This window comes from Pseudomonas anuradhapurensis, assembly GCF_014269225.2.
GTDB lineage: Bacteria > Pseudomonadota > Gammaproteobacteria > Pseudomonadales > Pseudomonadaceae > Aquipseudomonas > Aquipseudomonas anuradhapurensis.
In genome coordinates, this window is sequence record NZ_CP077097.1 from 2,512,687 (window position 1) to 2,536,772 (window position 24,086).

The 24,086-nt window shown below is 62.2% G+C and carries 21 protein-coding genes and 1 pseudogene; 11 read left to right on the plus strand and 11 right to left on the minus strand.

Going from position 1 to position 24,086, the window contains the following annotated elements:
• Positions 1–32 precede the first annotated feature (32 nt).
• Positions 33–1,736: an amidase gene (locus HU763_RS11725; RefSeq protein WP_186684977.1), complete on the minus strand. Its 1,704-nt coding sequence runs from the start codon at positions 1,734–1,736 to the stop codon at positions 33–35.
• Between the two features lie 139 nt (positions 1,737–1,875).
• A complete protein-coding gene (gene yghU / locus HU763_RS11730; RefSeq protein WP_186684978.1) occupies positions 1,876–2,715 on the minus strand; it encodes a glutathione-dependent disulfide-bond oxidoreductase in 840 nt (279 codons plus the stop codon).
• Positions 2,716–2,915: 200 nt separating this feature from the next.
• Between yghU and HU763_RS11735 the strand changes: the two genes are divergently transcribed.
• On the plus strand, positions 2,916–3,962 hold the full coding sequence (locus HU763_RS11735) for an alpha/beta hydrolase family protein (protein ID WP_186684979.1): 1,047 nt from the start codon (positions 2,916–2,918) through the stop codon (positions 3,960–3,962).
• Here the strand turns inward: HU763_RS11735 and HU763_RS11740 are convergent.
• The 3 genes and pseudogenes from HU763_RS11740 to HU763_RS24705 form a co-directional block, all read right to left on the minus strand.
• Positions 3,924–5,102: an MFS transporter gene (locus tag HU763_RS11740; protein ID WP_186684980.1), complete on the minus strand. Its 1,179-nt coding sequence runs from the start codon at positions 5,100–5,102 to the stop codon at positions 3,924–3,926. The two genes, HU763_RS11735 and HU763_RS11740, sit on opposite strands and share 39 nt — an antisense overlap.
• A gap of 209 nt (positions 5,103–5,311) precedes the next feature.
• Entirely contained in the window at positions 5,312–6,898 is a 1,587-nt protein-coding gene (locus tag HU763_RS11745; RefSeq protein ID WP_170029732.1) for an ABC-F family ATPase, read from the minus strand.
• Between the two features lie 35 nt (positions 6,899–6,933).
• A pseudogene (locus HU763_RS24705) lies at positions 6,934–7,363 on the minus strand (site-specific integrase); the annotation flags it as partial.
• Between the two features lie 97 nt (positions 7,364–7,460).
• On the opposite strand from HU763_RS24705, the gene HU763_RS24710 reads away from it, so the two are divergent.
• Positions 7,461–7,538, plus strand: a complete 78-nt coding sequence (locus HU763_RS24710) for a DUF1799 domain-containing protein (protein ID WP_234454526.1) — start codon at positions 7,461–7,463, stop codon at positions 7,536–7,538.
• Positions 7,539–7,859: 321 nt separating this feature from the next.
• On the opposite strand, the gene HU763_RS11755 is transcribed toward HU763_RS24710, so the two are convergent.
• Positions 7,860–8,015, minus strand: coding sequence for a hypothetical protein (locus tag HU763_RS11755; protein WP_186684981.1), 156 nt, complete (start codon positions 8,013–8,015; stop codon positions 7,860–7,862).
• 870 nt (positions 8,016–8,885) lie between these two features.
• Between HU763_RS11755 and HU763_RS24720 the strand changes: the two genes are divergently transcribed.
• Positions 8,886–9,218, plus strand: coding sequence for a hypothetical protein (locus tag HU763_RS24720; protein ID WP_225931949.1), 333 nt, complete (start codon positions 8,886–8,888; stop codon positions 9,216–9,218).
• 40 nt (positions 9,219–9,258) lie between these two features.
• On the opposite strand, the gene HU763_RS24725 is transcribed toward HU763_RS24720, so the two are convergent.
• Together HU763_RS24725 and HU763_RS11770 are read right to left on the minus strand one after the other, a co-directional pair.
• Positions 9,259–10,233, minus strand: a complete 975-nt coding sequence (locus tag HU763_RS24725; protein WP_186684982.1) for a fimbrial protein — start codon at positions 10,231–10,233, stop codon at positions 9,259–9,261.
• Between the two features lie 353 nt (positions 10,234–10,586).
• Positions 10,587–10,904, minus strand: coding sequence for an SOS response-associated peptidase family protein (locus tag HU763_RS11770; RefSeq protein WP_186684984.1), 318 nt, complete (start codon positions 10,902–10,904; stop codon positions 10,587–10,589).
• Here HU763_RS11770 and hflK (HU763_RS11775) point away from each other — a divergent pair.
• The 4 genes from hflK (HU763_RS11775) (at position 10,903) to HU763_RS11790 (ending at position 16,996) form a co-directional block, all read left to right on the plus strand.
• A complete protein-coding gene (gene hflK / locus HU763_RS11775) occupies positions 10,903–12,885 on the plus strand; it encodes a protease modulator HflK (RefSeq protein ID WP_186684986.1) in 1,983 nt (660 codons plus the stop codon). The two genes, HU763_RS11770 and hflK (HU763_RS11775), sit on opposite strands and share 2 nt — an antisense overlap.
• Positions 12,882–13,904, plus strand: a complete 1,023-nt coding sequence (gene hflC, locus HU763_RS11780; protein WP_186684988.1) for a protease modulator HflC — start codon at positions 12,882–12,884, stop codon at positions 13,902–13,904. The genes hflK (HU763_RS11775) and hflC overlap by 4 nt, the downstream gene beginning before the upstream one ends.
• Positions 13,891–14,931 (plus strand): protease modulator HflK, encoded by a 1,041-nt coding sequence (gene hflK / locus HU763_RS11785; protein WP_186684990.1) that lies wholly within the window; start codon positions 13,891–13,893, stop codon positions 14,929–14,931. The genes hflC and hflK (HU763_RS11785) overlap by 14 nt, the downstream gene beginning before the upstream one ends.
• Positions 14,932–15,001: 70 nt before the next feature.
• Positions 15,002–16,996 carry a heavy metal translocating P-type ATPase gene (locus HU763_RS11790; protein ID WP_186684992.1) on the plus strand — a complete coding sequence of 665 codons (1,995 nt, stop codon included), beginning with the start codon at positions 15,002–15,004 and terminating at the stop codon, positions 16,994–16,996.
• On the opposite strand, the gene HU763_RS11795 is transcribed toward HU763_RS11790, so the two are convergent.
• Positions 16,975–18,012 carry a GGDEF domain-containing protein gene (locus HU763_RS11795; protein ID WP_186684994.1) on the minus strand — a complete coding sequence of 346 codons (1,038 nt, stop codon included), beginning with the start codon at positions 18,010–18,012 and terminating at the stop codon, positions 16,975–16,977. The two genes, HU763_RS11790 and HU763_RS11795, sit on opposite strands and share 22 nt — an antisense overlap.
• Before the next feature lie 76 nt (positions 18,013–18,088).
• Entirely contained in the window at positions 18,089–18,754 is a 666-nt protein-coding gene (locus tag HU763_RS11800) for an SOS response-associated peptidase (protein ID WP_186684996.1), read from the minus strand.
• 108 nt (positions 18,755–18,862) lie between these two features.
• On the opposite strand from HU763_RS11800, the gene HU763_RS11805 reads away from it, so the two are divergent.
• Positions 18,863–19,156: a hypothetical protein gene (locus HU763_RS11805; protein WP_186684998.1), complete on the plus strand. Its 294-nt coding sequence runs from the start codon at positions 18,863–18,865 to the stop codon at positions 19,154–19,156.
• A gap of 122 nt (positions 19,157–19,278) precedes the next feature.
• Complete coding sequence (locus HU763_RS11810; protein WP_186684999.1) at positions 19,279–19,725, plus strand: structural protein P5; 447 nt, start codon at positions 19,279–19,281, stop codon at positions 19,723–19,725.
• A 42-nt stretch (positions 19,726–19,767) separates the two neighbouring features.
• On the opposite strand, the gene nosR is transcribed toward HU763_RS11810, so the two are convergent.
• Positions 19,768–21,135: a response regulator c-di-GMP phosphodiesterase, NosR family gene (gene nosR / locus HU763_RS11815; RefSeq protein ID WP_186685000.1), complete on the minus strand. Its 1,368-nt coding sequence runs from the start codon at positions 21,133–21,135 to the stop codon at positions 19,768–19,770.
• Positions 21,136–21,229: 94 nt separating this feature from the next.
• On the opposite strand from nosR, the gene HU763_RS11820 reads away from it, so the two are divergent.
• Together HU763_RS11820 and HU763_RS11825 are read left to right on the plus strand one after the other, a co-directional pair.
• Positions 21,230–22,234, plus strand: coding sequence for a cytochrome-c peroxidase (locus HU763_RS11820; RefSeq protein ID WP_186685001.1), 1,005 nt, complete (start codon positions 21,230–21,232; stop codon positions 22,232–22,234).
• Positions 22,231–24,042 (plus strand): DAHL domain-containing protein, encoded by a 1,812-nt coding sequence (locus HU763_RS11825; RefSeq protein ID WP_186685002.1) that lies wholly within the window; start codon positions 22,231–22,233, stop codon positions 24,040–24,042. Before HU763_RS11820 ends, HU763_RS11825 begins: the two co-directional genes overlap by 4 nt.
• Positions 24,043–24,086: the final 44 nt, after the last annotated feature.

Sequence of the window (24,086 nt, forward strand, 5' to 3'; positions counted from 1 at the left end):
GCGAATGGGCCGCAAAGCGGCCCCTTCAACCCTCAGCCCAGGGGCGGGGTACGCGGTGGGATCATCCGGCGCGAGCCGGTCGCCTCGAATGCGGCACCGAAGCTCAGCAGCGCGGTGTCGCTGTAAGCCCGACCAGCGAAGGTCAGCCCGACCGGCATGCCGATATCGGCCATCACGCCCATCGGCACGGTCACGGTCGGTACGCCCAGGTGGCGGATCGCCAGGTTGCCGTTGGCCACCCAGATACCATTGCTCCAGGCGATGTCGGCCGATACCGGGTTGACATCGGCATCCGCGGGGCCCACGTCGGCCACGGTGGGGAACAGCACTGCGTCCAGGCCCAGGTTGTCCATCCAGTCTTCCAGGTCGATCTTGCGGGTCTGCTCCAGGCCGCGCAGGCCATCGGGCAGGGTCTCGATCTGGTCCCAGGTCTTCAGGCCGCGCTTGGCCATGTTGACATATTCGTCCATGCCGGCGGCCAGGTCGTCCTCACGGTTGGGCAGGGTGCCCGGGTCGTGGGGGAAGATCAGCGCGCCATCGACATCGGCAAGGCGGTTGAGCTTGGGGTCGTCATTGGCGCGCAGGAAGTCGTCGAATGCCCAGCCGGACAGTTCCCACAGTTCGTCATGCAGGAACGCCTTGCTGACGATGCCGCGGTTGTACACGGTCGGTGCGCCCGGGCGGTCGCCTTCGCAGTTGGACACTAACGGGAAGTCCACTTCCAGTACTTCGGCGCCGGCCGCTTCGAGCGCCTGGCGTGCCTGTTGCCACAGGTCGATCACGCTGGCGCGGGTGTTGATGCGCTGGCCGGTCGGGCCGCCAATGCCAGGTTTTTCGGACGTGCCAGCCTCGGGGTCGGCATTGATGTACATGCGCGGCACGCCAAAGCGCTTGCCCTTGAGCGCGCTGGCATTTACGGCCAGGTCGAGGTAACTGGCAGGGCGCACCTGGGACGCTGCCGGGATCGGCACCCAGGGTTGCAGGCGCCACAGGTCGCCGCGCTTGTCGGCGTCGTCGGCGACCACCACGTCGAGGATTTCCAGCAGGTCGGCCATGGTGCGGGCGTACGGCACCACCACGTCCATGGTCGGCGTCAGCGGCCAGTTACCGCGCACCGAGATCACCCCGCGCGACGGGGTGTAGGCGCACAAGCCGTTATTGGACGCCGGGCCACGGCCGCTGGACCAAGTCTCCTCGGCCAGGCCGAAAGCGCTGAAGCTGGCTGCGGTGGCGGTGCCGGCACCGTTGGACGAGCCCGAGGCGAACGGTGCGGTCAGGTAATTGGCGTTGTAAGGGCTTTCGGCACGGCCGTACACCCCGCGCTGCATGCCGCCGTTGGCCATCGGTGGCATGTTGGTCTTGCCCAGGCAGATGGCGCCGGCGGCACGCAGGCGCTCGATGGTGAAGGCGTCACGCTGCGCCACCAGGTCCTTGAACGCCGGGCTGCCGGAAGCAGCGGTCAGGCCCTTGACCAGGTAGCTGTCCTTGGCGGTGTAGGGGATGCCGTCCAGCGGGCTCAGCAGCTGGCCTTTGCTGCGGCGGGCGTCGGAGGCCTCGGCCTCGGCCAGCGCCTGCGGGTTGCGCACTACCACGGCGTTCAGGGCGGTGGCGGTGTCGGCACCGTCATAGGCGTCGATACGCGCCAGGTAGGCCTTGACCAGCTCGACCGCCGTCGTGCGGCCCGACTCGAGTGCGTCGCGCAGCTCGGCAATGGAAACCTCGGTTACCTCGATCATGCTTTCACCAAAAAATGTGCAGGTGGGGGCTAATGCGAGGAGTGTACAAGAAGGGCCTGGCGGGCGCAGGTTTGCGCGCGGGCAAATGGTTTTGTGCAGGCGGGCATTGACGGGGCCGCGTAACGGCCCCGACTGCCTGTCAGTCCAGGTCGGACGCCGCGTGTCGCTCTGGCACCTGGCTGTTTTCATCGCCCCAGGTGCGGTTTACCCGGGTTCCGCGCTGGACTGCCGGCCGCAGGGCAATTTCCTCGGCCCAGCGTTGGACATGCGGGTATTCGTCCACCGCCAGGAACTCCGCCGCACCATACAGGTTGCCGCGCACCAACTGGCCATACCATGGCCACACGGCGATATCGGCGATGCTGTATTGCTCGCCGCCCAGGTAGCGGCTTTCCGCCAGGCGCCGATCGAGCACATCCAGCTGGCGCTTGGCTTCCATGGTGAAGCGGTTGATCGCGTACTCGACCTTTTCCGGCGCATAGACATAGAAGTGGCCAAAACCACCGCCCAGGTACGGTGCCGCGCCCATCTGCCAGAACAGCCAGTTCAGGCTTTCGGTGCGGGCCGCCGGCGCCTCGGGCAGCAGGGCGCCGAATTTTTCTGCCAGGTACAGCAGGATCGAGCCCGACTCGAACACCCGCACCGGCGGCTCGACGCTGCGGTCGAGCAATGCGGGGATCTTCGAGTTGGGGTTGACCCGGACGAAGCCGCTGGAAAATTGCTCTCCCTCGCCGATGCGGATCAGCCAGGCGTCATATTCGGCCCCCTGGTGGCCCAGGGCGAGCAGTTCTTCCAGGGCGATGGTGACCTTGACGCCATTGGGCGTGGCCAGCGAGTACAGCTGCAGCGGGTGCTTGCCCAGCGGCAGGTCCTTGTCGTGCGTCGGGCCGGCAACCGGGCGGTTGATGCTGGCGAATTGGCCGCCGGACGCCGCATCGTTGCGCCAGACCTTGGGTGGCACATAGGCGGGCTTGCTCATGCATGAATCTCCTTGAATGGCGCGAAATGAGCGCATGAAGACCTCGACCAGCATCTATGCCATGGGTTCGATAAAAAGCGCAAATGCACAATGCGCGAGCGCGTTGTGCATGACGGCGGTTTCATCCAGGTTTCATCCGCCACTGGCCAGCCCGGTTATATGCTGGATCATCGCTTCGCCCCGCAAGGAACCGCTGGCCGATGACCCTTTCACGTTGCGTGCTGGCCCTGGCCCTGTTCGCCGGCTTGCTTACCCATGCCGAGGCTGCGCCTTGGGTTGCCGGCCTGCACCACATGAGCCTGGCCGACCCGGTCGACGGCCAGCCCATGCAGGCGCTGGCGTTCTACCCGGCTGTTGGCAAAACCCGCAGCAGCCGCATGGACGGCTACCCGATCGATGTGGCTGAAGAAGCGCCGGTAGCGTTGGGCCAGTTCCCCTTGCTGGTGCTGTCGCATGGCAATACCGGCAGCCCGCTGGCCTTGCACTACCTGGCCACCTCGCTGGCGCGTCGTGGGTTCGTGGTGGTAGCCGTGGTCCACCCGGGGGACAACGCCCGCGATCACAGCCGCCTGGGTACCCTGAGCAACCTGTATGGCCGGCCGCTGCAAGTCAGTGCGGCGATCACCGCAGCCCGCGACGATGCCTTGTTGGGGCCTTACCTGAACCATGGCAAGGTCGGGCTGATCGGCTATTCGGCCGGTGGCGAAACCGCCTTGATTGTTTCCGGTGCCCGCCCTGACCTCGACCGCCTGCGCCAGTATTGCCTGGAGCGCCCGAACGATGCCGACGCCTGCAGGACGCACGGGATATTGATTGCCGACCGCAGCGAGTTGGCGCCCATGGCCGACCAACGGGTGGGCGCGGTGATGTTGATGGCACCGCTGAGCTTGTTGTTCGACCGCCATACCCTGGCCGGGGTGCGTTTGCCGGTGTTGATCTACAGCGGTGACAGCGACCAGCTGGTAGCAGTGGATCGTAATGCCGAAGCCTTGGCCCGCAAGCTGCCGCTGACCCCGGACTACCGCCTGCTGGCCGGCGCCGGGCATTTTGTGTTCATGGCCCATTGCGACAGCGAGCAATACGCGCGCATGCCGACGCTGTGCAAGGACGCCGAAGGCGTGGACCGCCGCGATATCCACCATTCGCTGCAACGCGAGACAGCGGCGTTCTTCAGCCAGGCGCTGGGCGCGCCGCAGCCGGCCGAGCGCTCAGCCGCGGCCAGCATGCCGCGCCAGCCACAGCGTTAGGCCGACGCCGGCCAGGGCCAGCAGGGCCGCCACTGCGAAGACCAAGGCATAGCCCAGGTGCACGGCAACTGCTCCCATCAGCGGCCCAGCGATGGCCAGGGCCATGTCGAAGAACACCGCGTAGGCACCCAGCCCGGCGCCGCGACTGCTGGCAGGTACCTGCCTGATTGCCTCCACCCCCAGCGCAGGGTACACCAACGACAGGCCGAACCCGGTCAGCCCGGCACCAACCAGCGCCCAAGGCGGCGCGGCTGCCAACCACAGCAGGCTCAGGCCGAGCACTTCGGTGGCCATGCAGGCCATGGCGACGTTGTAGCCGCCAAACCGGTTGACAGCGTTGACGAACAGCAGCCGCGAAATGATGAAACAGGTGCCAAAGGCAGTCAGGCACCAGGCTGCGCCGAGCCAGCCACGCTCCAGGTAGTACAGGGTGACGAAGGTAGTCAGGGTGCCGTAGCCGATCGAGGCCAGGGTCAGGCCCAGGCCGCACGGCGCGACCCGTGCGAAGGCCGACCAGAACGGCAGGCGCTCGCCGCGTGCCACGACCACGTCCGCGCGCTTGCGCAGCACCAGCAGCGCCGACAGCGCCAGCGCCAGCAACACTGGCCCCAGTACGCTGAAGCCCAGCCCATCCACCGTCAGCACGCCCAAGGGCGCGCCAAGCGCGATGGCGCCATAGGAGGCAATACCGTTCCAGGAAATCACCCGCGCGGTGTGCTCGGGGCCGACCTGGCTGATGCCCCAACTCAACGTGGCCACGCCAATCAGCCCTTGGGCGATACCCAACAGCAAGCGCCCGCCGAGCAACAGTGCCAGGCTCAGCGGCGGCAGGGCCAGGGTCAGGGCCGACAACCAGGTCAGTAGCCCGCAGCCGGCAATCCCCAGCAGGCCGAAGCGAATGGCGCGTTTACCGCCCAGGCTGTCCGCCACGCGCCCGGCAAACGGGCGGCTGAGCAGGGTGGCCAGGTACTGCAGGCCGATGGTCGCACCGGCGACGATGGCGCCGTAGCCCAGCTGGTCATGCACATGGCTGGGCAGCACGGCGATCGGCAGGCCGATACACAGAAAGGCAATGAAGGTGTAGAAGACGATCGACAGGATCTGCAGGGTGATGCCGGCGGCAGGTTGTTGCGCGGTCATGGGCTCGTTCGCGGGTGGGCGGTTGGGCGTGGTCCCATCATGGCCGTTGCGCAAAGGAAAAGAAAGCAGGCTAACGAATTATTCGTCTGGAGTGCCCGCTTGTGGCATCGGTGTTCGCGGGTAGACCGCTCACACAGGGCCTGCAGGCGCCTTGTGGGAGCGGGAAGAGGCCGGCCCGGCCACGCAAATGGCCAGGCCTGGGCCTTCAATCAGACCAGCACACCCTGGCTACGCAGGTAATCGTCGTAGGTGCCGCTGAAGTCCACCACGCCATCGGCCGACAGTTCGATGATACGGGTGGCCAGCGATGACACGAACTCCCGGTCGTGGCTGACGAACAGCAGGGTGCCCGGGTAGTTTTCCAGCGCCAGGTTCAGCGCCTCGATCGATTCCATGTCCAGGTGGTTGGTCGGCTCGTCCATGACCAGCACGTTCGGCTTCTGCAGGATCAGCTTGCCAAACAGCATGCGGCCTTGCTCACCACCGGAGATCACCTTCACCGACTTGAGGATCTCGTCGTTGGAGAACAGCATGCGCCCGAGGGTGCCGCGGATCACCTGCTCGCCGGAAGTCCACTGGCCCATCCAGTCGAACAGGGTCATGTCTTCTTCGAAGTCGTGAGCGTGGTCCTGGGCGTAGTAGCCCACTTCGGCGCTATCGGTCCACTTCACTTCGCCCTTGTCCGGGGTCATTTCACCGACGAGGGTGCGCAGCAGGGTGGTCTTGCCGATACCGTTGGGGCCGATGATCGCCACGCGCTCGCCGGCTTCGATGGTGAAGCCCAGGTCCTTGAACAGCACCTTGTCGTCGAACGCCTTGGACATTTTCTCGACGGTCACGGCCTGGCGGTGCAGCTTCTTGGTCTGCTCGAAGCGGATGAACGGGCTCACCCGGCTCGATGGCTTGACCTCGGCCAGCTGGATCTTGTCGATCTGCTTGGCCCGCGAGGTGGCCTGCTTGGCCTTGGAGGCGTTGGCCGAGAAGCGGCTGACGAAAGTCTGCAGCTCGGCGATCTGCGCCTTTTTCTTGGCATTGTCGGCCAGCAGTTGCTCGCGCGCCTGGGTAGCGGCGGTCATGTATTCGTCGTAGTTGCCCGGGAACAGGCGCAGCTCGCCGTAGTCCAGGTCGGCCATGTGGGTGCAGACACTGTTGAGGAAGTGCCGGTCGTGGGAAATGATCACCATGGTGCTGTTACGCGCGGTGAGGATGTTTTCCAGCCAGCGGATGGTGTTGATATCCAGGTGGTTGGTCGGTTCGTCGAGCAGCAGCACGTCCGGGTCCGAGAACAGCGCCTGGGCCAGCAGCACACGCAGCTTCCAGCCAGGGGCCACTTCGCTCATCGGGCCGAAGTGCTGCTCCAGCGGAATACCCAGGCCCAGCAGCAGTTCACCGGCGCGTGATTCGGCGGTGTAGCCGTCCATTTCGGCGAACTCGGTTTCCAGCTCGGCGACGGCCATGCCGTCTTCCTCGGTCATTTCCGGCAGCGAATAGATGCGGTCGCGTTCGGCCTTGACCTTCCACAGTTGGGCGTGGCCCATGATCACCGTGTCGATCACGGTGAATTCCTCGTAGGCGAACTGGTCCTGGCGCAGCTTGCCCAGGCGCGTGTTCGGCTCGAGCATGACCTGGCCGGCGGACGGCTCCAGGTCACCGCCGAGGATCTTCATGAAGGTCGACTTGCCGCAACCGTTGGCGCCGATCAGGCCGTAGCGGTTGCCGTTGTTGAATTTGACGGAAACGTTTTCGAACAGCGGCTTGGAGCCGAACTGCATGGTGATGTTGGCGGTGGAGATCAAAGGGCTTACCTATCAGTCACTTACAGAGCTGGCTTTCACGCTGATACCGATTTGATACCAATTTTGAGTTTTTCCAGCTCGCTCCAGTCGGAGCTTGAGTTGAGCCAACGGGCATACGTCGACAGCAGCATTTGGACGCTGTGACCCAGCTGTTGGGCGATAAATGCGGGGTTGAGACCAGACATTAAGCATATTGTCGCATAGGTGTGGCGACAGTTATACGGGGGGCGATATTTGATCCCCAAACCTTTGAGGACAGGCGCCACTGATGGTGCAGGTCCGACGTCTGCTTGACATGCTCCCCATTCTTCCCAGGCGGGAAGACGAACGGCGATTCGGTGAATTGCCCTTTGCCGCATATATCTGGCTCGGCCAGTGAGGGTGCTTGTACAGCTCGGCAATGATCAGATTCGCCTCGTCCAAGGTAAAGGGATCGACCTCTTTCGAGCGTGCTGGCAGCTGTAACCGTGCCCGCAAGGGAGCGTAAGCCGGCAAGAGCGCGCAACCATCACCGGCAGCCAGGGCGTTCTGCCTATTTGAAGCGCTGGGCACCCAATGGCGCTTGGGGCCGGGCGGGCCGTCAGGGCTCGATTACGCCGCGATCCCCGGGGCCGCCAAGATACTGGGCCAAGAGGATTGATTTGTCTGAGGCCTTTCACGATCTTCGCCTCATGGAGAACGAGGCGCTGACAGTGATGGCCGAGGCAGCGGAGTAGGGCAGGCCATCAAACCACAAAGGAAAGCCATGATCCGTTCGTGCTGGTTTCGGTTCATGGCTTGCGTGTCGATTTACGAAAAGGAACGATTATGTTCCCTGAAATCACTTTCCGCGGAAGAACGAGCGCGCCTCTTGCTGATCATTCAGCAGGAATCGAAGCGGAGCGGAAAACGCTGTCTCGGTTACTTCGTTGTTCGGGATGTTCGTAAGCGGCCACCCATGCTTAAGGGTATGAGTAAGCATCTACTCCATGACCTTGGTGTAGCCTGGGATTTCACGTAGGGCCGCTGAAATTGAGGCGAGAGCTGCTGCGTTGCCGGCCTTCAATGCTTCGAATTCATCCTTCAGGCGGCTCAACTCAGCTTTCTGCTGAGCGATTTTCCCGTTTTCATCTTGCACATTGACCGCCTAGGTCATCATTCCCCAGTCCATGGGCTTTCCAGCAATGGACTGGGTGCGGTTCGTTGGAAGGCACAACGCTACCTTTGGGGGATGAAGGCCCATTGCCTTCCTCAAGGAGTCGAGTCATGACGTTGCGGTTCCCGAAAAGCATCAAGGTCGCGCCGGGCGCGCGTATCAACCGTAAGCGTTCGCTGAAGTCACCTTGCATGGCTTGGGCGCGCATCGACTTGGCTGAATGCGCGCGAGACAGGATCGCCCTATGATTCGGTGAGTCCACGTCTGATAATGCCTCGGATATCAATATTCAACGCAGGGCCAATAATGGACTACCGTGCAACTCGCTACGCCCTATTTGCCATTCCCTTCTTCGCAATGTGCCAGCCAGTACAAGCATCGACGTGGCAAATTTGCCGTATGGAGCTACATATCACTGATGTGTTGAAGCGTCCCTATCCAAAGCTACAGGCCCAGGTCGTGAAGGTAAGCCAGGCATCGATCACGGCAGAATGCCCGGAAAAGGGGGCGACTATCACATTCGTACCGGAAACTGCTGATTACCAAAGCACGCTCCCACGCAGGCAGTGGCCCAAAAAAGGCCAGTTGATGCACATCAACTACCGATATCTGGATGGGACGTGTAAGGGCGATGGTCATCCCCATGAGTGCCGTATTGAACACTACCCCTTAGCGGGTACTTGGTAAGCGTCCGACAAACACATATTCGCCACATGCAGGTCGAAGCACTTGCGGCGAGCATGGGCCAATGCAGCCGATTTCGGTGATAGCCATCCGTGCAATCACCAGGTTTGCCTGCAGTCGGTACGAGGGCGTGGCTACCGCTGGGTCCCACCGCATGAGCAGACCGGCGTGGCCATGGAGGAGTTAGGGCGAAACGTTCGCAAGGTGTTCCGCAGCACCGGACAGAAGCTGAGAAACCTGCGCATCACCGAGCTTACCGACGACCAGCGACGGGATAACCTGGATCAGGTGGCGAAGTTCTCCGCGCTGCGCGGGATGGCAACTAAGACCTTGCGCTGGCTCTGCCGACTGTGCTGCTGGATAACGGCAGCCAGCACAGCGACAATCCCCATAAAACGTATGAGCGCCGCCGGCGACAACGTTACGATCTGGCCGGGATATGACACACTGACCCGCTCACCGCCACGTGGCAGGGAAGTGGCTAAACGTAAAGCGCACTGACGTTCACCGCTATCGGGAAACCGCCACGCCCAGGCAGTAGTCACAAATAGTTCATAACGAAGGTCACTTCGCTGTTGGCGGAACCCGCGCTCATTCCCTCATCGTATTGGCCGGCATCCCCATTCGGCAGGGTACGAATATACTTGGCACTGAGGGGTATGGAGAAGTTTCCACCGTCTGTTGAGTATTCATTGAAGACATAGGTTTTGTCGAGTTGTATGGGGGTCTGATTGCCGTCAAGCAATTGCAGTGCTATACCTTTTGCTGTTGAGCTTGTGTTTAATTTGATAATTCCGAGTGCGCCGTCCACTGCAGGGGCGCCTGAGGTGGCAGACAAGCTATAGCTCACTTTTCTGATTCCGCTCGGGCAGTTGTTTAGTTTTATATTGAAGGCTTTGGGTGGTGTGGCATTTCCACTTCTTGAAAATACGCTAAGGTTGTGCTCGCCCATATCAACGGCAATGTTTGGAGTTTCGCACGATTGAAGTATAATGGAGGAGCTTTTGTCTATCGTCATGGCTAAAGGTCTTAAGCTCGCCGATTCTACTTGCATATACCCTAGGGTCCCAGCCGGAATGGTTGCGCCTGGTGAAATATCTCCAGTTTTAACTATGCGTAGGGCGTGTGTAGTGTTATTGAAACCGTATCCTCCAGGGTTTTGAGTGATTCCGCTGCCAAATCCATTATATCCTTTACCATCATAAATCCATTGCCACGAAAGCCCCGTACTTCCTATTGGGAAATAAGTTGACGTTGAGTCCGTTCCTATATTGTTTTTAATCCCGGTCGTGAATGTGGTTGTGCAATTAAACGATGCACTGCCATTAAAAGTTTTAGCCGGGGATTCGTAAATCACGGTGTTGACCGCTGCGTCTCTGGGGATGGAAAGCGTGGAGGGTATACTTATACTTATCTGTTTTTGTGAATGGCCGTCGTAAAACGCGCACGCTGCAAACGAGAGCGAAGGTGCAGCGAAAAAAATACAAGCTGCCAGTGATGTAATAGGTTTAATCATTTGCCGAGCCCCTCAACGAATTTCCAGTTGAATTCGGGGTGCTCGGTCGTTAAACGATGGTAAGCCTCGTTTAAGCGGATGCTCTCTGTCTCGCTAGATGTTTCGTTTAAGGTGTCATGAGATAATGAAACACACGCAGAAATAGTTAAGAATATACTTGATATAACTATATTCCAGCCATTATAATGCTTGCTTGCTTGCTTATAAGTTTGCCTTGAGTCTCGCATGGTGCATGCTCGGTAAATGGATGCGCCAAGTTACGCCGGGACCCGCCATACGCTTAATCAGACAATTCTGATAGTCAGCAGAGTCGAACTGCCAAAGATGACTTGCCGCTGGAAGCCCACCCGAGGTCAGCCTTCCGGTTGCGCTGATTGACCCTCAACCAACGTAGATTCCTCGCTTCGCACATTGCCAACGGCCGTGCTCACCTGGTGGCACTCAAAGGTCTCGGCCGGTGCGCCGAGATTGAGCATCCGTTGCCCGGCGTGCTCGCTTGGCATGTCTGCTCCAATCCACCGAATATCCTGCTCGTTCAGCAGCAGTAGCCATCGCTCAACGTTAAACAGATTTTTTACATCCTTTGTTATAACGTTACGGAGATGTTGCAAATTGTTACCGGTCTTCCGAGGAGCTGACTCGCGGTGGCCGGTATTTTCAGGAGTGTTCATGAGCGTCGATCTAGACACCGAGGCCACTGCCCTCGATGGGTTCCCCCGTTTCCAGCGTGCGCCGGCGCACGCGCGCAAACTGGTGCAGTTGACCTATCTGGCACTGGCAATCGCCACGCTGCTGATGATGCTACAGGGCCTGGTCGGGGTATTCAGCCCGGACTCCCATTGGTTGGTCCTGCTCGCCGTCAATGCCGCTGCGCTGTTGCTGTTGGCTGCGGCTGCGCAATCTGCCTGGCGGGTAGCCAACTGGCGCGCGACCCTGCTGGGCGAGACGCCGCTGCAGTTGGCGTTCTGGCGCAGCGCTGCGGTGGAAACGGCCGAGTCGCAATCGCTCAGCCGTTTCGATCGCTGGTGTGCGCAGGTTGGCGAAGCGTGCCGGCGGCAATTGCACAAGCTTGGCGCAGAGACGCCTTGGCTTGTTGGCCTGGCAGGGCTGGCGCTGCTGTTGGTCAACAATGCCTGGCGCCTCGATTTGCCTGTACCGCTGGTTGCCGGCCAGGTGACCTGGGTGGCGATCGGCATCCTGGCCGTGTTCGCGTTCTGCCTGGTTGTGGCCGAGTGCCACCTGATGGGGGAAAGCGCAGCGACCTGGCCCGAGGCCAGGGCTCTCGCGGCGATGATACGGGTAGTCATCGCCGTGCAGGTAGTGACCATTGGCTGCCTGGCCTTCATTGACGGCGAACGCCTGTGGCCGGCGCGCCTGGCGGTATTGATCAGTGTGCTGCCTGGGCTGGCAGCGCTCGAGCTGTTGTCGCGGGCAGGGCTGGCGCTGTTTCGCCCCTGGCGCCCAGGCGAAGAGCCTGCGCTGGTAGCGCGCAGCCTGGTCGGCGACATGCTGCAATGGCCACCGCGCCCGATCTCCGTGCTGCAGAACGAATTGCATCAGCGCCTGGGTATCGACTTGCGCCAGGTATGGGCCTTTGCCTTCATGCGCAAAGCGTTCGCGCCGGTAGCGGCGCTGGTGGCGGTGGTCGGTTGGTTGTTGACCGGCATCGTCGAAGTGCCGATGAACAATCGCGGCGTATATGAACGTTTTGGCAAGCCGCTGGAGGTGTATCAGCCGGGCCTGCATGCCGGCCTGCCTTGGCCTTTTGGCAAGGTACTGGAGGTAGACAACAGCATCATCCATGAGCTGGCCACCTCCGGCGCGGCCAAGGCGGCGGACACCTTGGCCGCCGCCGAAGGGCCAGCGCCGGCAGCGGCCAACCGGCTGTGGGATGCCACCCACCTGAGCGAGAATTCACAAGTGATTGCCGGCGCCGAGGGCGGGCGCCAGGGCTTGCAGATCGTGAACATGGACGTGCGTTTCATCTACCGTATCGGCATGAGTGACGCGGCGGCCCTCGCGGCAACCTACCACAGCACCGACGTTGCACAACTGCTGCGCAGCGTTGCCAACCGCGTGCTGGTCCACGATTTCGCTGGCCGGTCGCTGGATGGCTTGCTCGGCGCCGAGCGTGCGGCGCTCGGCCGGGACATAGGCCGTGCGGTGCAGGCCGACCTGGACCGAATGGACAGCGGCGTGGAACTGCTGGCCACCTCAGTGGAGGCGATTCACCCGCCAGCGGGCGCGGCTCATGCCTACCATGCCGTGCAGGCTGCGCAGATCACCGCCCAGGCGCTGATCGCCCGCGATCGTGGGCAGGCCATGCAGACGCTCAACCAGGCGCGCTTCACGGCAACATCGCTGACCGACAAGGCCACTGCCGAGGCGCACGAAACCGAAACCGCGGCCAACACCGCCGCGCTGCGATTCGCCGCCGAACGTACCGCGTGGCAGCACGCTGGCCAGGCTTTTCTGCTGGAGCAGTACCTGGAGCGTTTGTCCCAGGGGATGGCCGGGGCAAGCAGCCTGATTATCGACCACCGCCTGGCGGCAACCCAGGCACCGACCTTGGACCTGCGCAGCTTCGCTGTGCCTGTCGACCCTACACCGGCAGTACCTGCATCCGGACGCACCCAGGAGCGTAACCAGTGAATTCCCATTCTACCCATGGTCATGACCACAGCCATGACCACAGCCATAGCCACGGTCATGAGCATGACCATGATCATGCCCCCGCAGTTGCCCGGCCGGCCTGGCTGCGCCTTGGCGTGGCATTGCTGCTTGTCCTGGTGATGGCGGCGACAGCGTGTTTTGTCCAGGTGCGGGTAGGCGAGGCAACCGTCATCACGCGCTTCGGCAACCCCTCACGCGTGCTGATGGAGCCTGGCCTGGCCTGGCGCTGGCCGGTGCCGTTCGAGGCAGCGGTACCGGTCGACCTGCGCCTGCGCACCACCTCGAGCGGGCTGCAGGATGTCGGTACCCGCGATGGCCTGCGCATCATTGTCCAGGCCTACATCGCCTGGCAGGTAGCACCCGACCCACAGCGCATCCAGCTGTTCATGCGCGCGGTGCAGAACCAGCCGGACGAGGCGGCGCGGCAGATTCGCACCCTGGTGGGTTCGGCACTGGAAACCACGGCCAGTGGCTTCGAATTGGCAGACCTGGTCAATGTCGACGCCAGCCGGGTGCGTATCGATGCGTTCGAGCAGCGCCTGCAGGACCGGATCGATCAGCAACTGCTCAACACTTATGGGGTACGTGTGGTGCAGGTGGGGATCGAGCGCCTGACCCTGCCCAAGGTTACCCTCGATGCCACCGTCGACCGTATGCGTGCCGAGCGCGAAACCATCGCCACCGAGCGCACTGCTGAAGGCAAGCGCAAGGCTGCGGAAATCCAGTCGGCCGCCGAGCGTGACGCCAGGATCCTGCAAGCCGACGCGAACGTGAAGGCCGCGCAGATCCAGGCCCAGTCGCAAGTACAGGCGGCGGACATCTATGGCAAGGCATACGCCGGTGCGCCAGAGCTGTACACCTTGCTGCGCTCGCTGGATACCCTGGGCTCGGTGATCAACCCTGCTACGCGCCTGGTGTTGCGCACCGACGCGGCGCCGTTCCGTGCGCTGGTGGAGGGGCCGGCGTTGCCGGCTGGAGCTGACCATGGCCATCGCTGAACAGCTGTCGTCGCGGTTACCCGACGGCCCGTGGTTGCAGTCCGCGCGCATCGGCTTCCTGGTGCTCTACGCGGTGACCCTGCTGGCGGCAGTGGGCTGGCTGTTCGGCAATGTGCGCCAGGTGGGTCCGGAAAGCCGCGCAGTGGTGTTGCGCCTCGGCGCCGAAGCGCGCATCCAGAATGCCGGCTTGCTGCTGGCATGGCCACAACCGTTCGAGCAGGTGGTGATGTTGCCCTCGGCGGGGCGGGTTACCGAGCGTCGGGTCGAGGTGCTGCTGCGCTCCGAGCTGGCGCAGAAGTCCGACAAGGACGGCACCCTGGCCAGTGACGCCACGGCAGGCTCCGGCTTTCTCCTGACCGGCGATGCCGGCGCCGTGCAGATGGACGTGCGGGTGTTCTACACCGTGACTGACCCGTATGCTTTCGCGCGCCAGCGGCCGCATGTCGAGGCCGCCCTGGACCGCCTGGTAGAGCGTAACGCGGTGCTGATCTGCGCCTCGCGCGACATGGATGCGATCCTGGTGGCGCGCCCTGAACTGGTTGGGACGGATGCCCAAGTGGCCGAGCACCGCGAACAACTTCGCGGCGACCTCCAGCAGGGCATCAATGCCAGCTTGGCGCGCCTGCGCTCGGCCGGGGCCAGCCTGGGGGTCGAAGTGGCGCGGGTCGACATCCAGTCCTCCTTGCCTTGGTCCGCGGTCAGTGCGTTCAACGCTGTGCTCACCGCCAGCCAGCAGGCCGAGCAGGCGGTGGCAAAAGCCCGCAACGACGCCGCACGGCAACTGCAGCAGGCCACCCAGGCAGCAGACCGCACCGTACAGGTGGCCCAGGCCGAGGCCAGTGAGCGCCTGGCGCGAGCCCAGGCCGAGACGGCGACGATCGTCGGTTTGACGCAACAGCAGGATCCGCAACTGTTGCAACGCCTCTACCAGGAGCGCGTACCGGCAATTCTTGCCCGTGCAGGCGCGGTTACCACCGTCAACAAGGATGATGCCGGGCACATGATCCTGCAGGGGCCAAAGCCATGAGCACAGTGCCTTGCCCACTCGTTCCTTGCCGGGCCGCCCCGGTTCACGTTTATTTCTGGAGCTGTTCGCGATGAGTACCCACCACTGCCATGGCCACGGGCATCATCATCACGCCCATACCCATCTCACCTCGGGCTTGCTGTCGCAGGCCGAACGGCGCACGGCCGGCCGCCAGCTGATCCTGGCAATGCTGGCGCTGGGGCTTCTGGGGTTGGGGCTGGTCTGGCGCTGGCTGGCACCGACCCAGGAAGGGGTCAGCCAGATGCTCCTGGGCGTTGCCTCGCTACTGGTAGCCATCCCGGTTTTGCGCGCGTCGTGGCACAGCCTGCTGCATCCTAGCCTGCACGGTATCACCGACCAGCTTATCGGCTTGGCCATGCTGGGCGCCTGGGCGACCGGTGACCTGGCCACCGCGGCACTGCTGCCAATCATCATGATCTTTGGCCATGTCCTCGAAGAGCGCAGCGTGCTGGGTGCGCAGGAAGCCATTGCCGCGCTTGGGCAACTGACCCGCAGCCATGCGCGCCTGATCGGTGCCGATGGCCAGGTGCGCGAGGTCGATAACGCCAGCCTTGCGCCTGGCGACCAGGTCGAGGTCCGTGCCGGCGACCGTGTGCCCGCCGATGGCCGGGTCGTCGCAGGGCAGGCCAGCCTCGATACTGCGGCCATCACCGGTGAGTCGGTCCCGCAGGAAGTCAGCCCTGGCATGGATATCCATGGTGGCTCGATCAACCTCGATGGCCTGTTGCGCGTGGAGGTGACCCGCGTCGGCGAGGACTCTACCTTGGGCAAGGTGATCGCGCTGATGCAGCGCGCCGAACAGGCCAAGCCGCCAATCACGCGGCTGCTCGAGCGGTACGCTGGGCGCTACATGGTTCTGGTGCTGCTGATCGCCGCCGCGACCTGGTTCATTACCCGCGATGCGCAGGCCATGCTGGCCGTGTTGGTGGCGGCTTGCCCGTGTGCATTGGTGCTGTCCGCGCCGGCGACAGCGGTGGCAGGCATTGCCGTTGCTGCTCGGCACGGCATCCTGATTCGCGGGTCGGCCTTTCTCGAAGAGCTCGCCGACCTGTCTTCGCTGGTGATCGACAAGACTGGCACCCTGACCTACGGCGACCTGCGCCTGCACAGCGTGGTCGGCCTCTCGAGCCAGTTGTCGCAGGCCGCTGTCATCGAGCTGGCCGCCAGTCTCGGTGCGGCCAGCAGCCACCCGGTCAGCCGGGCCCTGGCGTCGTTGCTGGCGCACGACCGGTATCTGCCGCTGGTGGATGTTCAGGAGCGCCAGGGCTTTGGCGTAGTGGCCCGCGCGGTCGAGGGCGAAGCCGCATTGGGCCGCCCGGAGCTGTTCAGCCAGTTGGGCATTGAAGTGCCCACGCTGCCTGAACATGATGGCCCGATTGCTGGCTTGGCCCTGAATGGCCGGTTTCTGGCCTGGCTGCTCCTGGCCGACAATGTGCGCGCCGAAGCCGCCGAGGCGATGCAGCAGTTGCGAGAACTGGGCCTTGAGCGCCAATTGCTGTTGACCGGTGACCGCAAGCGTGTGGCCGAATCGATCGCCGCCCAGGTTGGTATCGCGCGGGTGGTAGCCGAAGCACTGCCAGAAGACAAAATGCATCAGGTCAACCATGAGCTGCAGATTGGCCTGCGGCCGCTGGTAGTCGGAGATGGCATCAATGATTCACTGGCGCTGAAAGCCGGTGTGGTGGGGGTGGCGATCGGTGCGGGCGGCGCTGATATCGCGCTGGCCGCAGCGGATATCGTGCTGATCAACGGTGACCTGCGGCGCCTGGGCACCTGCATCCGCCTCAGCCGCCGCTGCCGCCGCACCCTGCAGGTGAACGTGCTGATCGGCCTGGGCTGGACCTTGGCCATTGTCGTGGCGGCAGCGTTTGGCATCCTCGGGGCAGCAGGGGCAATGGTCGCGGCGTTGTTGCACAACCTCAGCACATTGCTGGTGTTGACCAATTCCGGGCGTCTTTTACGTTATGACGAGAGGCACAGGGAGCACAGCCGCCTGTTGCCAGCCCCGGAACCACGCTCCGCTCATGCCGGCGGCGCCCGGTAGACGACCTGGTCACGCCCTTGCTGTTTGGCCATGTAGAGCCCTGTGTCGGCGCGGTTCAGCGCATCCTCCATCGTTTCGGCGTTGGCGAACAGGGTGCAGCCTATGCTCAGGCTGACGTTCAATTGACCGTTGGCCAACTGCATCGGTGCGCTACCGACCAGTTCACGGATTCGTTCGGCGATGCGCCGCAGCTCTTCGCCGTCCTTGACCTGCAATATGGCGACAAATTCTTCACCGCCATGGCGCACCAGCAGGTCATCGGGGCGAAGTGCCGCGCGCAGACGCCGGGCACATTCGCAGAGCACTTTGTCGCCGCCGGAATGGCCGTACCGGTCATTGATGGATTTGAAATGATCCAGGTCTGCATAAATTGCACCCAGCTGTAAGCCATTCTGTTCGGCCAATCGCCGCTGATGCCCTTCAAAGGCCGCCAACGCGCCGCGGTTCCACAGTTGAGTCAGCGGATCGAGCAAGGCTTTGCGCTGCTCGCGATCCATTTCAAGGCGTAGATCGCGGTTGACCTGCGCCAGGGCCCGTAGTTGCAGGTAGCCTTCCGCGAGTGTGGCCAGGTCCTTGAAATTCGCTTGCTGGGCTTTGCTGAGCTCACGCGGGCGAGGGTCGAACATGCACAGCGTACCGATGGCTTTGCCGTTTCCGGCGCGCAAGGGGTGGCCGGCATAGAAGCGGATATAGGGTGCGTTGAGTACCAGCGGGTTGTCGACGAAGCGCGTATCGTGCCTGGCATCCGGGACCATCAAGGTATCTTCGCCGAGAATGGCGTAGCCGCAGAAGGAGACACTGCGCGTCGTCTCGCTGGCCTCGAGCCCTATACGCGCCTTGAACCACTGGCGGTCCTGATCGATGAGGCTGATAAGCACCGTGTCGACGTGGGCCAGGTCCTGGGTGAGCCGCACCAGGGTATCGAGGTAATGCTCGGCAGGCGTGTCGACCAGGTTCATGTCGTCGAGTGTGCGCTGGCGCAGCGCTTCGTCTACGGGCAAGGGGCAAGCTGGCATATCAGGTCTCCATTCCTCGGTTCGCTGCTTCTGGAACTGGCATCTAGGTACGACGATAAAACAAGCACAGCATAGGTCATGACAGCGGAACGATAAGTTCAGCGCCCTGGTTGCGCACATTTCCCACGGCCGGGCTCACCCGGTACCATTCGAAGTGCTCTGCGGGCTCACCCAGGTTGAGCACCAGTTGCTCCGCCTGCTCGCTCGGCATGGCGGCGACGATCCACGCGCGAGCCAGTTCTGGCGAGAGCACGACAGGCCTGCGGTCGTGCACATCCACCAGGCCGCCTTGGGCATCGGCGGTGATGATCACGAAGCCGTCGCAGGCGGTGCCGGCAAATTGGCCAATCGATGCACACAGGGCAGGGCGCCCATCCCGGCGGCGGATGTAATAGGGCTGTTTCCGCGGCCCGCCTTCATCGACCCATTCATACCAGCCGTCGACTGGCGTGATCGCCCGGTACGGCCAGATAGCCCGGAAGAAAGCGCCGTGCGCCACTTTTTCCACACGGGCATTGATCGGCGCTGCGCGGTCAGTCGCCCAGTGTGGCCGCCATCCCCATTTCACCAGGTCTGCGCGCAGGCCAGCGTCATCCACCCGCAGCACGGCCACCGGCGTTGTCGGCGCGATGTTGTAGCGACCCAGGGGCTGCTCGCCGACATTGTTCTGCCAGGCCCCCGGCAAGCTCAGGGCGGTAACGAAGTCATGGATGCCGCGGTACTGGCTGAGCCTGCCACACATACGTCGCCCTCCTGCCTTGGCGAGTAAGCATAGCCCGCCGAATGGTACTGGTGCGGTGCTGTCTGTGGGTGCTCAAATACTGTATCGATATACAGCATCTGGTGCAGCATGTATTTCCTCATCGTACGCCGCCGGGCGCGCGGCATCGCCATACCGTCCGACCAGTTGAGAAAGGTGCCGGCATTACGCGCCGACGTTCACATTGGCGATCACCACAGCGAACCGCTGGGGCGGGTTTCCACCCAGGCCTGGGTGTTCAACCCGACGCCCGGGCCCGACATCATTCCGCGGCTGCACGATGCCAAGGTCAACGGCATGGCCCAGCTCGGGATGAACATCAATGGCGTCGAGGAGATCGACGGCGTGCTGTTCGCCCAGTCCTGGTGGTGCCGGGCGGAATGACGAGCAGATTGCGGCAAGCTGCCATTTGGCGGGGATTTTCCTGCCTGGAGAAAACTCATGGGTTGCGCCGTCATCAACAGCAGTGACGGCAGTACGGATCAAGCGGTACAGGAGGGCTCCTGATGAGTACGCCACGTGGCATACGCAACAACAACCCCGGCAACATCGACTTCAACCCGCGCAACCCCTGGCAAGGGCAGCTGGGCATGGAAGAGGGCGTGGCGCGGCCGCGCTTCGCGCGTTTCGACCAGCCGGAAAACGGCATCCGCGCCCTTGCCAAGCTGCTCATCAACTATCGCGGCAAGGACGGTATGCCCGGCTTGGGCGCAAAAGGCATCGATACCGTGCTCGAGGCCATCAGCCGCTGGGCGCCGACTAGCGAGAACGACACTCGCGCCTATGCCGAAGCGGTGGCCCGCAACCTGGGCGTGCGCAGCACCGAGCCGATCGACCTCAGGCACCCCGCTACGCTGCGGGCGATGGTGCTTGGCATCATCATTCAAGAGAACGGTGACAACCCTTACAAGGCGCAGGTGATCGACGAGGGGGTGCGCAGGGCGCTCTTGTGACGGGCCAATCGTCTTTGCGTTGTGCTGGCTGGAACCCTTGGGTCAGCCTGCCACTGCGGGTGCTGGCTGAGCGCTGCCGGCCTCCTCGGGAATCCTGACGAACACGCTGTATTTGCCGCCTTCCATTTCTTCGAAGGCAATCAGTTTCTTTACCAGCAGGCCGCTCAGGACCTTGCCGGCATTCAACAGCAGCATGCCGTTGTCGGCATGAAGGTTACGCGCCAATATCATGCCTTCGGCCAACTCGTGCGTGCCCAACACCTTGATGGCCGGGTCGGTCAAGGTGATGTCGCGCATATACTCGGCGCAGACGTTGACGAAATCTTCCACCAGCTCTGGGTCGTACAACTTTCCGGCATATTTGCGAATGTACAGCAGGGCTTCATCGCTATTGAGCTGGCGCTCCAGGACCAGCCCGCGCTGCAACTCGATGAAGTCCACGGCCATTTTCAGCCAGCGGGCCCCCAATGGAATTGCCTCGCCCTTTAGATGGCCCGGAAAACCGCTGCCGTCCCAGCGTTCCTGGTGGTGCAGGATGAGTTGCGCGGCTTCTTTCATGGGGTCCAGGGTCATGACCAGCGCTTCGCTCTGTTTCGGGTATGAGCGGTACAGTTCGCGTTCCTGGGGTGCAATGAGGTCGGCTGGGCAGGTGAGCATGCTGTCGGTCCAGCTCATCTTGCCGATGTTGTACAGCGCAGCCGCCATGGTCAGGTTGCGGCAGGTCGCGTCGTCCAGCTTATGGCTGGTGCAGTACACCTGTATCAGGTCGATGACTTGCCGGTTGGTCTGCTTGGCCTTGGGCAGGCGCATGTTGCCCAATTGCGAAAAGAATTCGGTGCTGGTCACGTAACTGCGCTTGAGCTCTTCATAGGCAAGGTCAAGCATGTCGGCGGTCTGCTGCAATTCGGCGGTGCGTGCGGCTACGCGCTGTTCAAGGCTCTCGTTGAGTGCCTTGAGTTGCTGGAGCTGAACCCGAGTGAGTTGTTCCAGGCGTTTTCGCTCGCTTTCCGAATGTTGGTGGGCCAGCGCCTGACGCAAGGCGACCAGCAGCTCTTCGTCATTCCAGGGTTTGCTGATGTAACGATAGATATGCCCGTCGTTGATGGCCTTCGCGATGGTGTCGGTATCAGCGTAACCGGTCAGCAGAATGCGCAACGTGTCGGGATACCGCTCATGCACGTGCGCCAATAGCGTGGCACCGTCCATGTTCGGCATACGTGCATCGCTCATCACCAGGTTGATCGGGCGCTGTTGGAGAAGCTGCAGGGCATCGGCGCCGCTTTCGGCTAGGAGGACTTCGTACGGCTGGCTGCGTAGCAAACGACGAAGGCTGTTGAGAATCGAGGGTTCGTCGTCCACCAGAAGTACTACGGGCTTGTCTGTGGTGCCATCGGTAACGGGTTGCTCCATGAATCGCTCCTTGCCGGTTTCAGCCAGACTGCTCCCTGGCTACAGCCTAGATGACATTTGCTTCTGCCGTTAGCTTTTGTCGGTTGGCCTCACTATGCTCGGAGGCAACGTGCATCTCGCCAGGGAGGGTTGTGCTGTGCCGACCAGTCTGCAGCTTCGCATCATTGCCACGCTGCTTGTGCCGTTGCCGGCATTGGCGTTGGCCCAGAACATCGGTGGGCCACTCACGCCGCTGCCGGCAGTACCGAAGCTTGACCCCGCGCGGGTAGAGCTGGGCCGCAAGTTGTTCAATGACGCACGATTGTCGCCTGACAACAGCCAATCCTGCGCCGATTGCCATCGCCTGGATCGGGGGGGCGCTGACGGGCAGGCCCGCTCGTCAGGTGCCGATGGCAAGCCTTTGGCGGTCAATACCCCCAGCGTTTTTAATGCCAGCCTGAACTTCCTGCAGTTCTGGGATGGGCGTGCGCAATCGTTTGAGGGGCTGGTACACCTGGTTAGCGGCAGTTCGACCGAAAAGGACAATGACTGGGGAGCGGTCGTCCAACGCATTGCCAACGACCCGGCCTATCGCGCCGGGTTTGCCGACGCCTATCGCCAGCCAGTGACCGCCCGCGGCATCGAAGACGCACTGGTTGCCTACCAGCGCACCCTGTTGACACCGGATTCACGCTTTGATCGATACCTGCAGGGAGACACCAGCAGCCTCAGCCTGGATGAGAAGCATGGCTACCAACGCTTCCAGGAATACGGATGTATCGCCTGCCACCAAGGCGTGAACATTGGTGGCAACATGCTGCAGAAACTCGGCGTTTTCGATGATTATTTCGCCAACCGTGGCAACGTTACGCAGGCGGATAAAGGGCGCTACAACGTGACCGGCGACCCGGAGGACCTGTACCTGTTCAAGGTCCCCAGCCTGCGAAACGTAGCGGTCACAGCCCCTTACTTTCATGACGGTTCGGCACCTACCCTGGAAGCCGCTGTCGACGCCATGTTCCATTATCAGTTGGGGCGCACGCCAAGAGACGGTGACAAAGCGCTGATCATCAAGTTTCTCCAGACCCTCACCGGCCAGTGGGAGGGCAAACCGCTATGAAGCTGAATGCCCGGCGCAGTCTGCTGCTGTTGGCTACCTGCGTGATGTTGCTGGCGTCCGTGTTGGTCTATCTGTACTGGATGTCCAGGTCCGATGAGAGCGGTACCTATGCCCAGGCGCGTGATCTGATTCGCCAGATCAAGCAATACGACGCCCAGTGGGAGAGCGCAGTGCTGAAGGCACGCACCACCACCAATTACAATTATGACCCGCTGGTGCTGCCGTTGATGGACATGAAGCGGCTGTGGCAGGCGTTCCACAAGCTGGAAGGGCGCCACCAGAAAACGGCCACGCCTGCCTGGCAAGCGGCCATTCGCGACTACCAACAGGCCTTTGACGACAAGGTCCTGCTGGTGTCGCGCTTCAAGACGCACAATGCGATTCTGCGCAACTCACTGGCTTTTCTCCCGGGTGCAGCCGATGTCATCCAGGCGCATCTAGGCCAACTGGTCGATGCCGACACGCTTCGCCTGCGCAGGATCACCAGCGACACCTATGACTTGATGCTCAGCAGCCTGGAGTTTGCCCAAACCACGACCGATGACAAAGCTGCCGATATCCTCGTTGGCTTGAACGATCTTGCGGTCAACAAGGAGCGCTTGCCTGTCGATTTTCAGGTACCCATCGATACCATCAGCAAACACATAGAATTGATCCTGCGCGAACAACCCAAGGTCGATCAATTGCTGGAAGCGATCGAGGCGGTGCCGATCGCCGAGCGTCTGGACGCCATTGCCCTGATGCTGGACCACGACGAGCAGGCCGCGTTGCTCACGTCTCAGCGATACCATTTCTACCTGCTGGTGTTTTCCACCCTGCTGGTTTTGCTGCTGCTGTACATGGGGGTGTGGCTGATGCGCAGCTATGCCGAAATAAACCGGGTGAACCGAGCGCTGCTCAGCGCCAATGACGAACTGGAGCAGCGGGTTGAACGGCGCACCCAGGCCCTTAGCCAGGCTAGCGCAGCACTGCAACGTGAGGTGGATGAACGCCGGCTGCTCGAGAACCAGTTGGTCCAGTCGGAAAAGCTCGCCTCGCTTGGCCAACTGGCTGCCGGCGTCGCCCATGAGGTCAACAACCCGATTGGCTTCGTTTCATCCAACCTCGGCGCGCTGGATGACTATTTCGGCCGTTTGCAAAACATACTCAAGGCCTATGCCGACGCGGAAAACAACCTGGTTCCGGAGGGCCTCAGCGCGGAGCTGGCGAAATTGCGCACGGAAATCGAACTGGACTACCTGCTGGAGGACATCCCGGCGCTGATCCGCGAATCCAAGGATGGCATCAGTCGCGTTGCGCGGATCGTCAAGGACCTCAAGGACTTTTCCCGGGTAGACGCCAGCCAGGACTGGCAGCTGGCAGACCTGCATCAAGGCATCGAGTCGACCTTGAACATCGTTGCCAGCGAACTCAAGCACAAGGCGGAGCTGGTCAAGGACTACCAGCCATTGCCGCAGGTGGAATGCCTGCCGTCGCAGATCAATCAGGTGGTGATGAACCTGCTGGTCAATGCCACCCAGGCGATGGGCGCCGAACGCGGCAGGATTACCCTGCGAACCGGCGCCAATGACGAGTGGGTGTGGATCGAAGTCGCGGACAACGGCTGTGGCATTCCTGCCGAGAGCCTGCAGAAGATCTTCGACCCGTTCTACACGACGAAGCCCGTCGGCCAGGGCACCGGGTTGGGGCTGTCACTTTCTTACGGCATCATCAGGCGCCATGGTGGTGAGATCCACGTGGCCAGCGAGGTGGGTGTCGGTACGACATTCAGGGTTGAGCTGCCTATCCGTCAGGCCCGTTCGGCCTGACCCGGGAAACGTGCGGACGAGGGCGATACAGCTGGGTTCTGCCG

Excerpts from the sequence above, each read along its gene's own strand:
- HU763_RS11800 (WP_186684996.1), bottom strand. The coding sequence starts at position 18,754 with ATGTGTGGCAGGCTCAGCCAGTACCGCGGCATCCATGACTTCGTTACC.
- HU763_RS24725 (WP_186684982.1), bottom strand. The coding sequence starts at position 10,233 with ATGATTAAACCTATTACATCACTGGCAGCTTGTATTTTTTTCGCTGCA.
- HU763_RS11805 (WP_186684998.1), top strand. The coding sequence starts at position 18,863 with ATGTATTTCCTCATCGTACGCCGCCGGGCGCGCGGCATCGCCATACCG.
- HU763_RS11770 (WP_186684984.1), bottom strand. The coding sequence starts at position 10,904 with ATGAACACTCCTGAAAATACCGGCCACCGCGAGTCAGCTCCTCGGAAG.
- hflK (WP_186684986.1), top strand. The coding sequence starts at position 10,903 with ATGAGCGTCGATCTAGACACCGAGGCCACTGCCCTCGATGGGTTCCCC.
- nosR (WP_186685000.1), bottom strand. The coding sequence starts at position 21,135 with ATGGAGCAACCCGTTACCGATGGCACCACAGACAAGCCCGTAGTACTT.
- HU763_RS11825 (WP_186685002.1), top strand. The coding sequence starts at position 22,231 with ATGAAGCTGAATGCCCGGCGCAGTCTGCTGCTGTTGGCTACCTGCGTG.
- HU763_RS11820 (WP_186685001.1), top strand. The coding sequence starts at position 21,230 with ATGCTCGGAGGCAACGTGCATCTCGCCAGGGAGGGTTGTGCTGTGCCG.
- HU763_RS11735 (WP_186684979.1), top strand. The coding sequence starts at position 2,916 with ATGACCCTTTCACGTTGCGTGCTGGCCCTGGCCCTGTTCGCCGGCTTG.
- HU763_RS11740 (WP_186684980.1), bottom strand. The coding sequence starts at position 5,102 with ATGACCGCGCAACAACCTGCCGCCGGCATCACCCTGCAGATCCTGTCG.
- HU763_RS11725 (WP_186684977.1), bottom strand. The coding sequence starts at position 1,736 with ATGATCGAGGTAACCGAGGTTTCCATTGCCGAGCTGCGCGACGCACTC.
- HU763_RS11790 (WP_186684992.1), top strand. The coding sequence starts at position 15,002 with ATGAGTACCCACCACTGCCATGGCCACGGGCATCATCATCACGCCCAT.
- yghU (WP_186684978.1), bottom strand. The coding sequence starts at position 2,715 with ATGAGCAAGCCCGCCTATGTGCCACCCAAGGTCTGGCGCAACGATGCG.
- HU763_RS11810 (WP_186684999.1), top strand. The coding sequence starts at position 19,279 with ATGAGTACGCCACGTGGCATACGCAACAACAACCCCGGCAACATCGAC.
- hflK (WP_186684990.1), top strand. The coding sequence starts at position 13,891 with ATGGCCATCGCTGAACAGCTGTCGTCGCGGTTACCCGACGGCCCGTGG.
- HU763_RS11795 (WP_186684994.1), bottom strand. The coding sequence starts at position 18,012 with ATGCCAGCTTGCCCCTTGCCCGTAGACGAAGCGCTGCGCCAGCGCACA.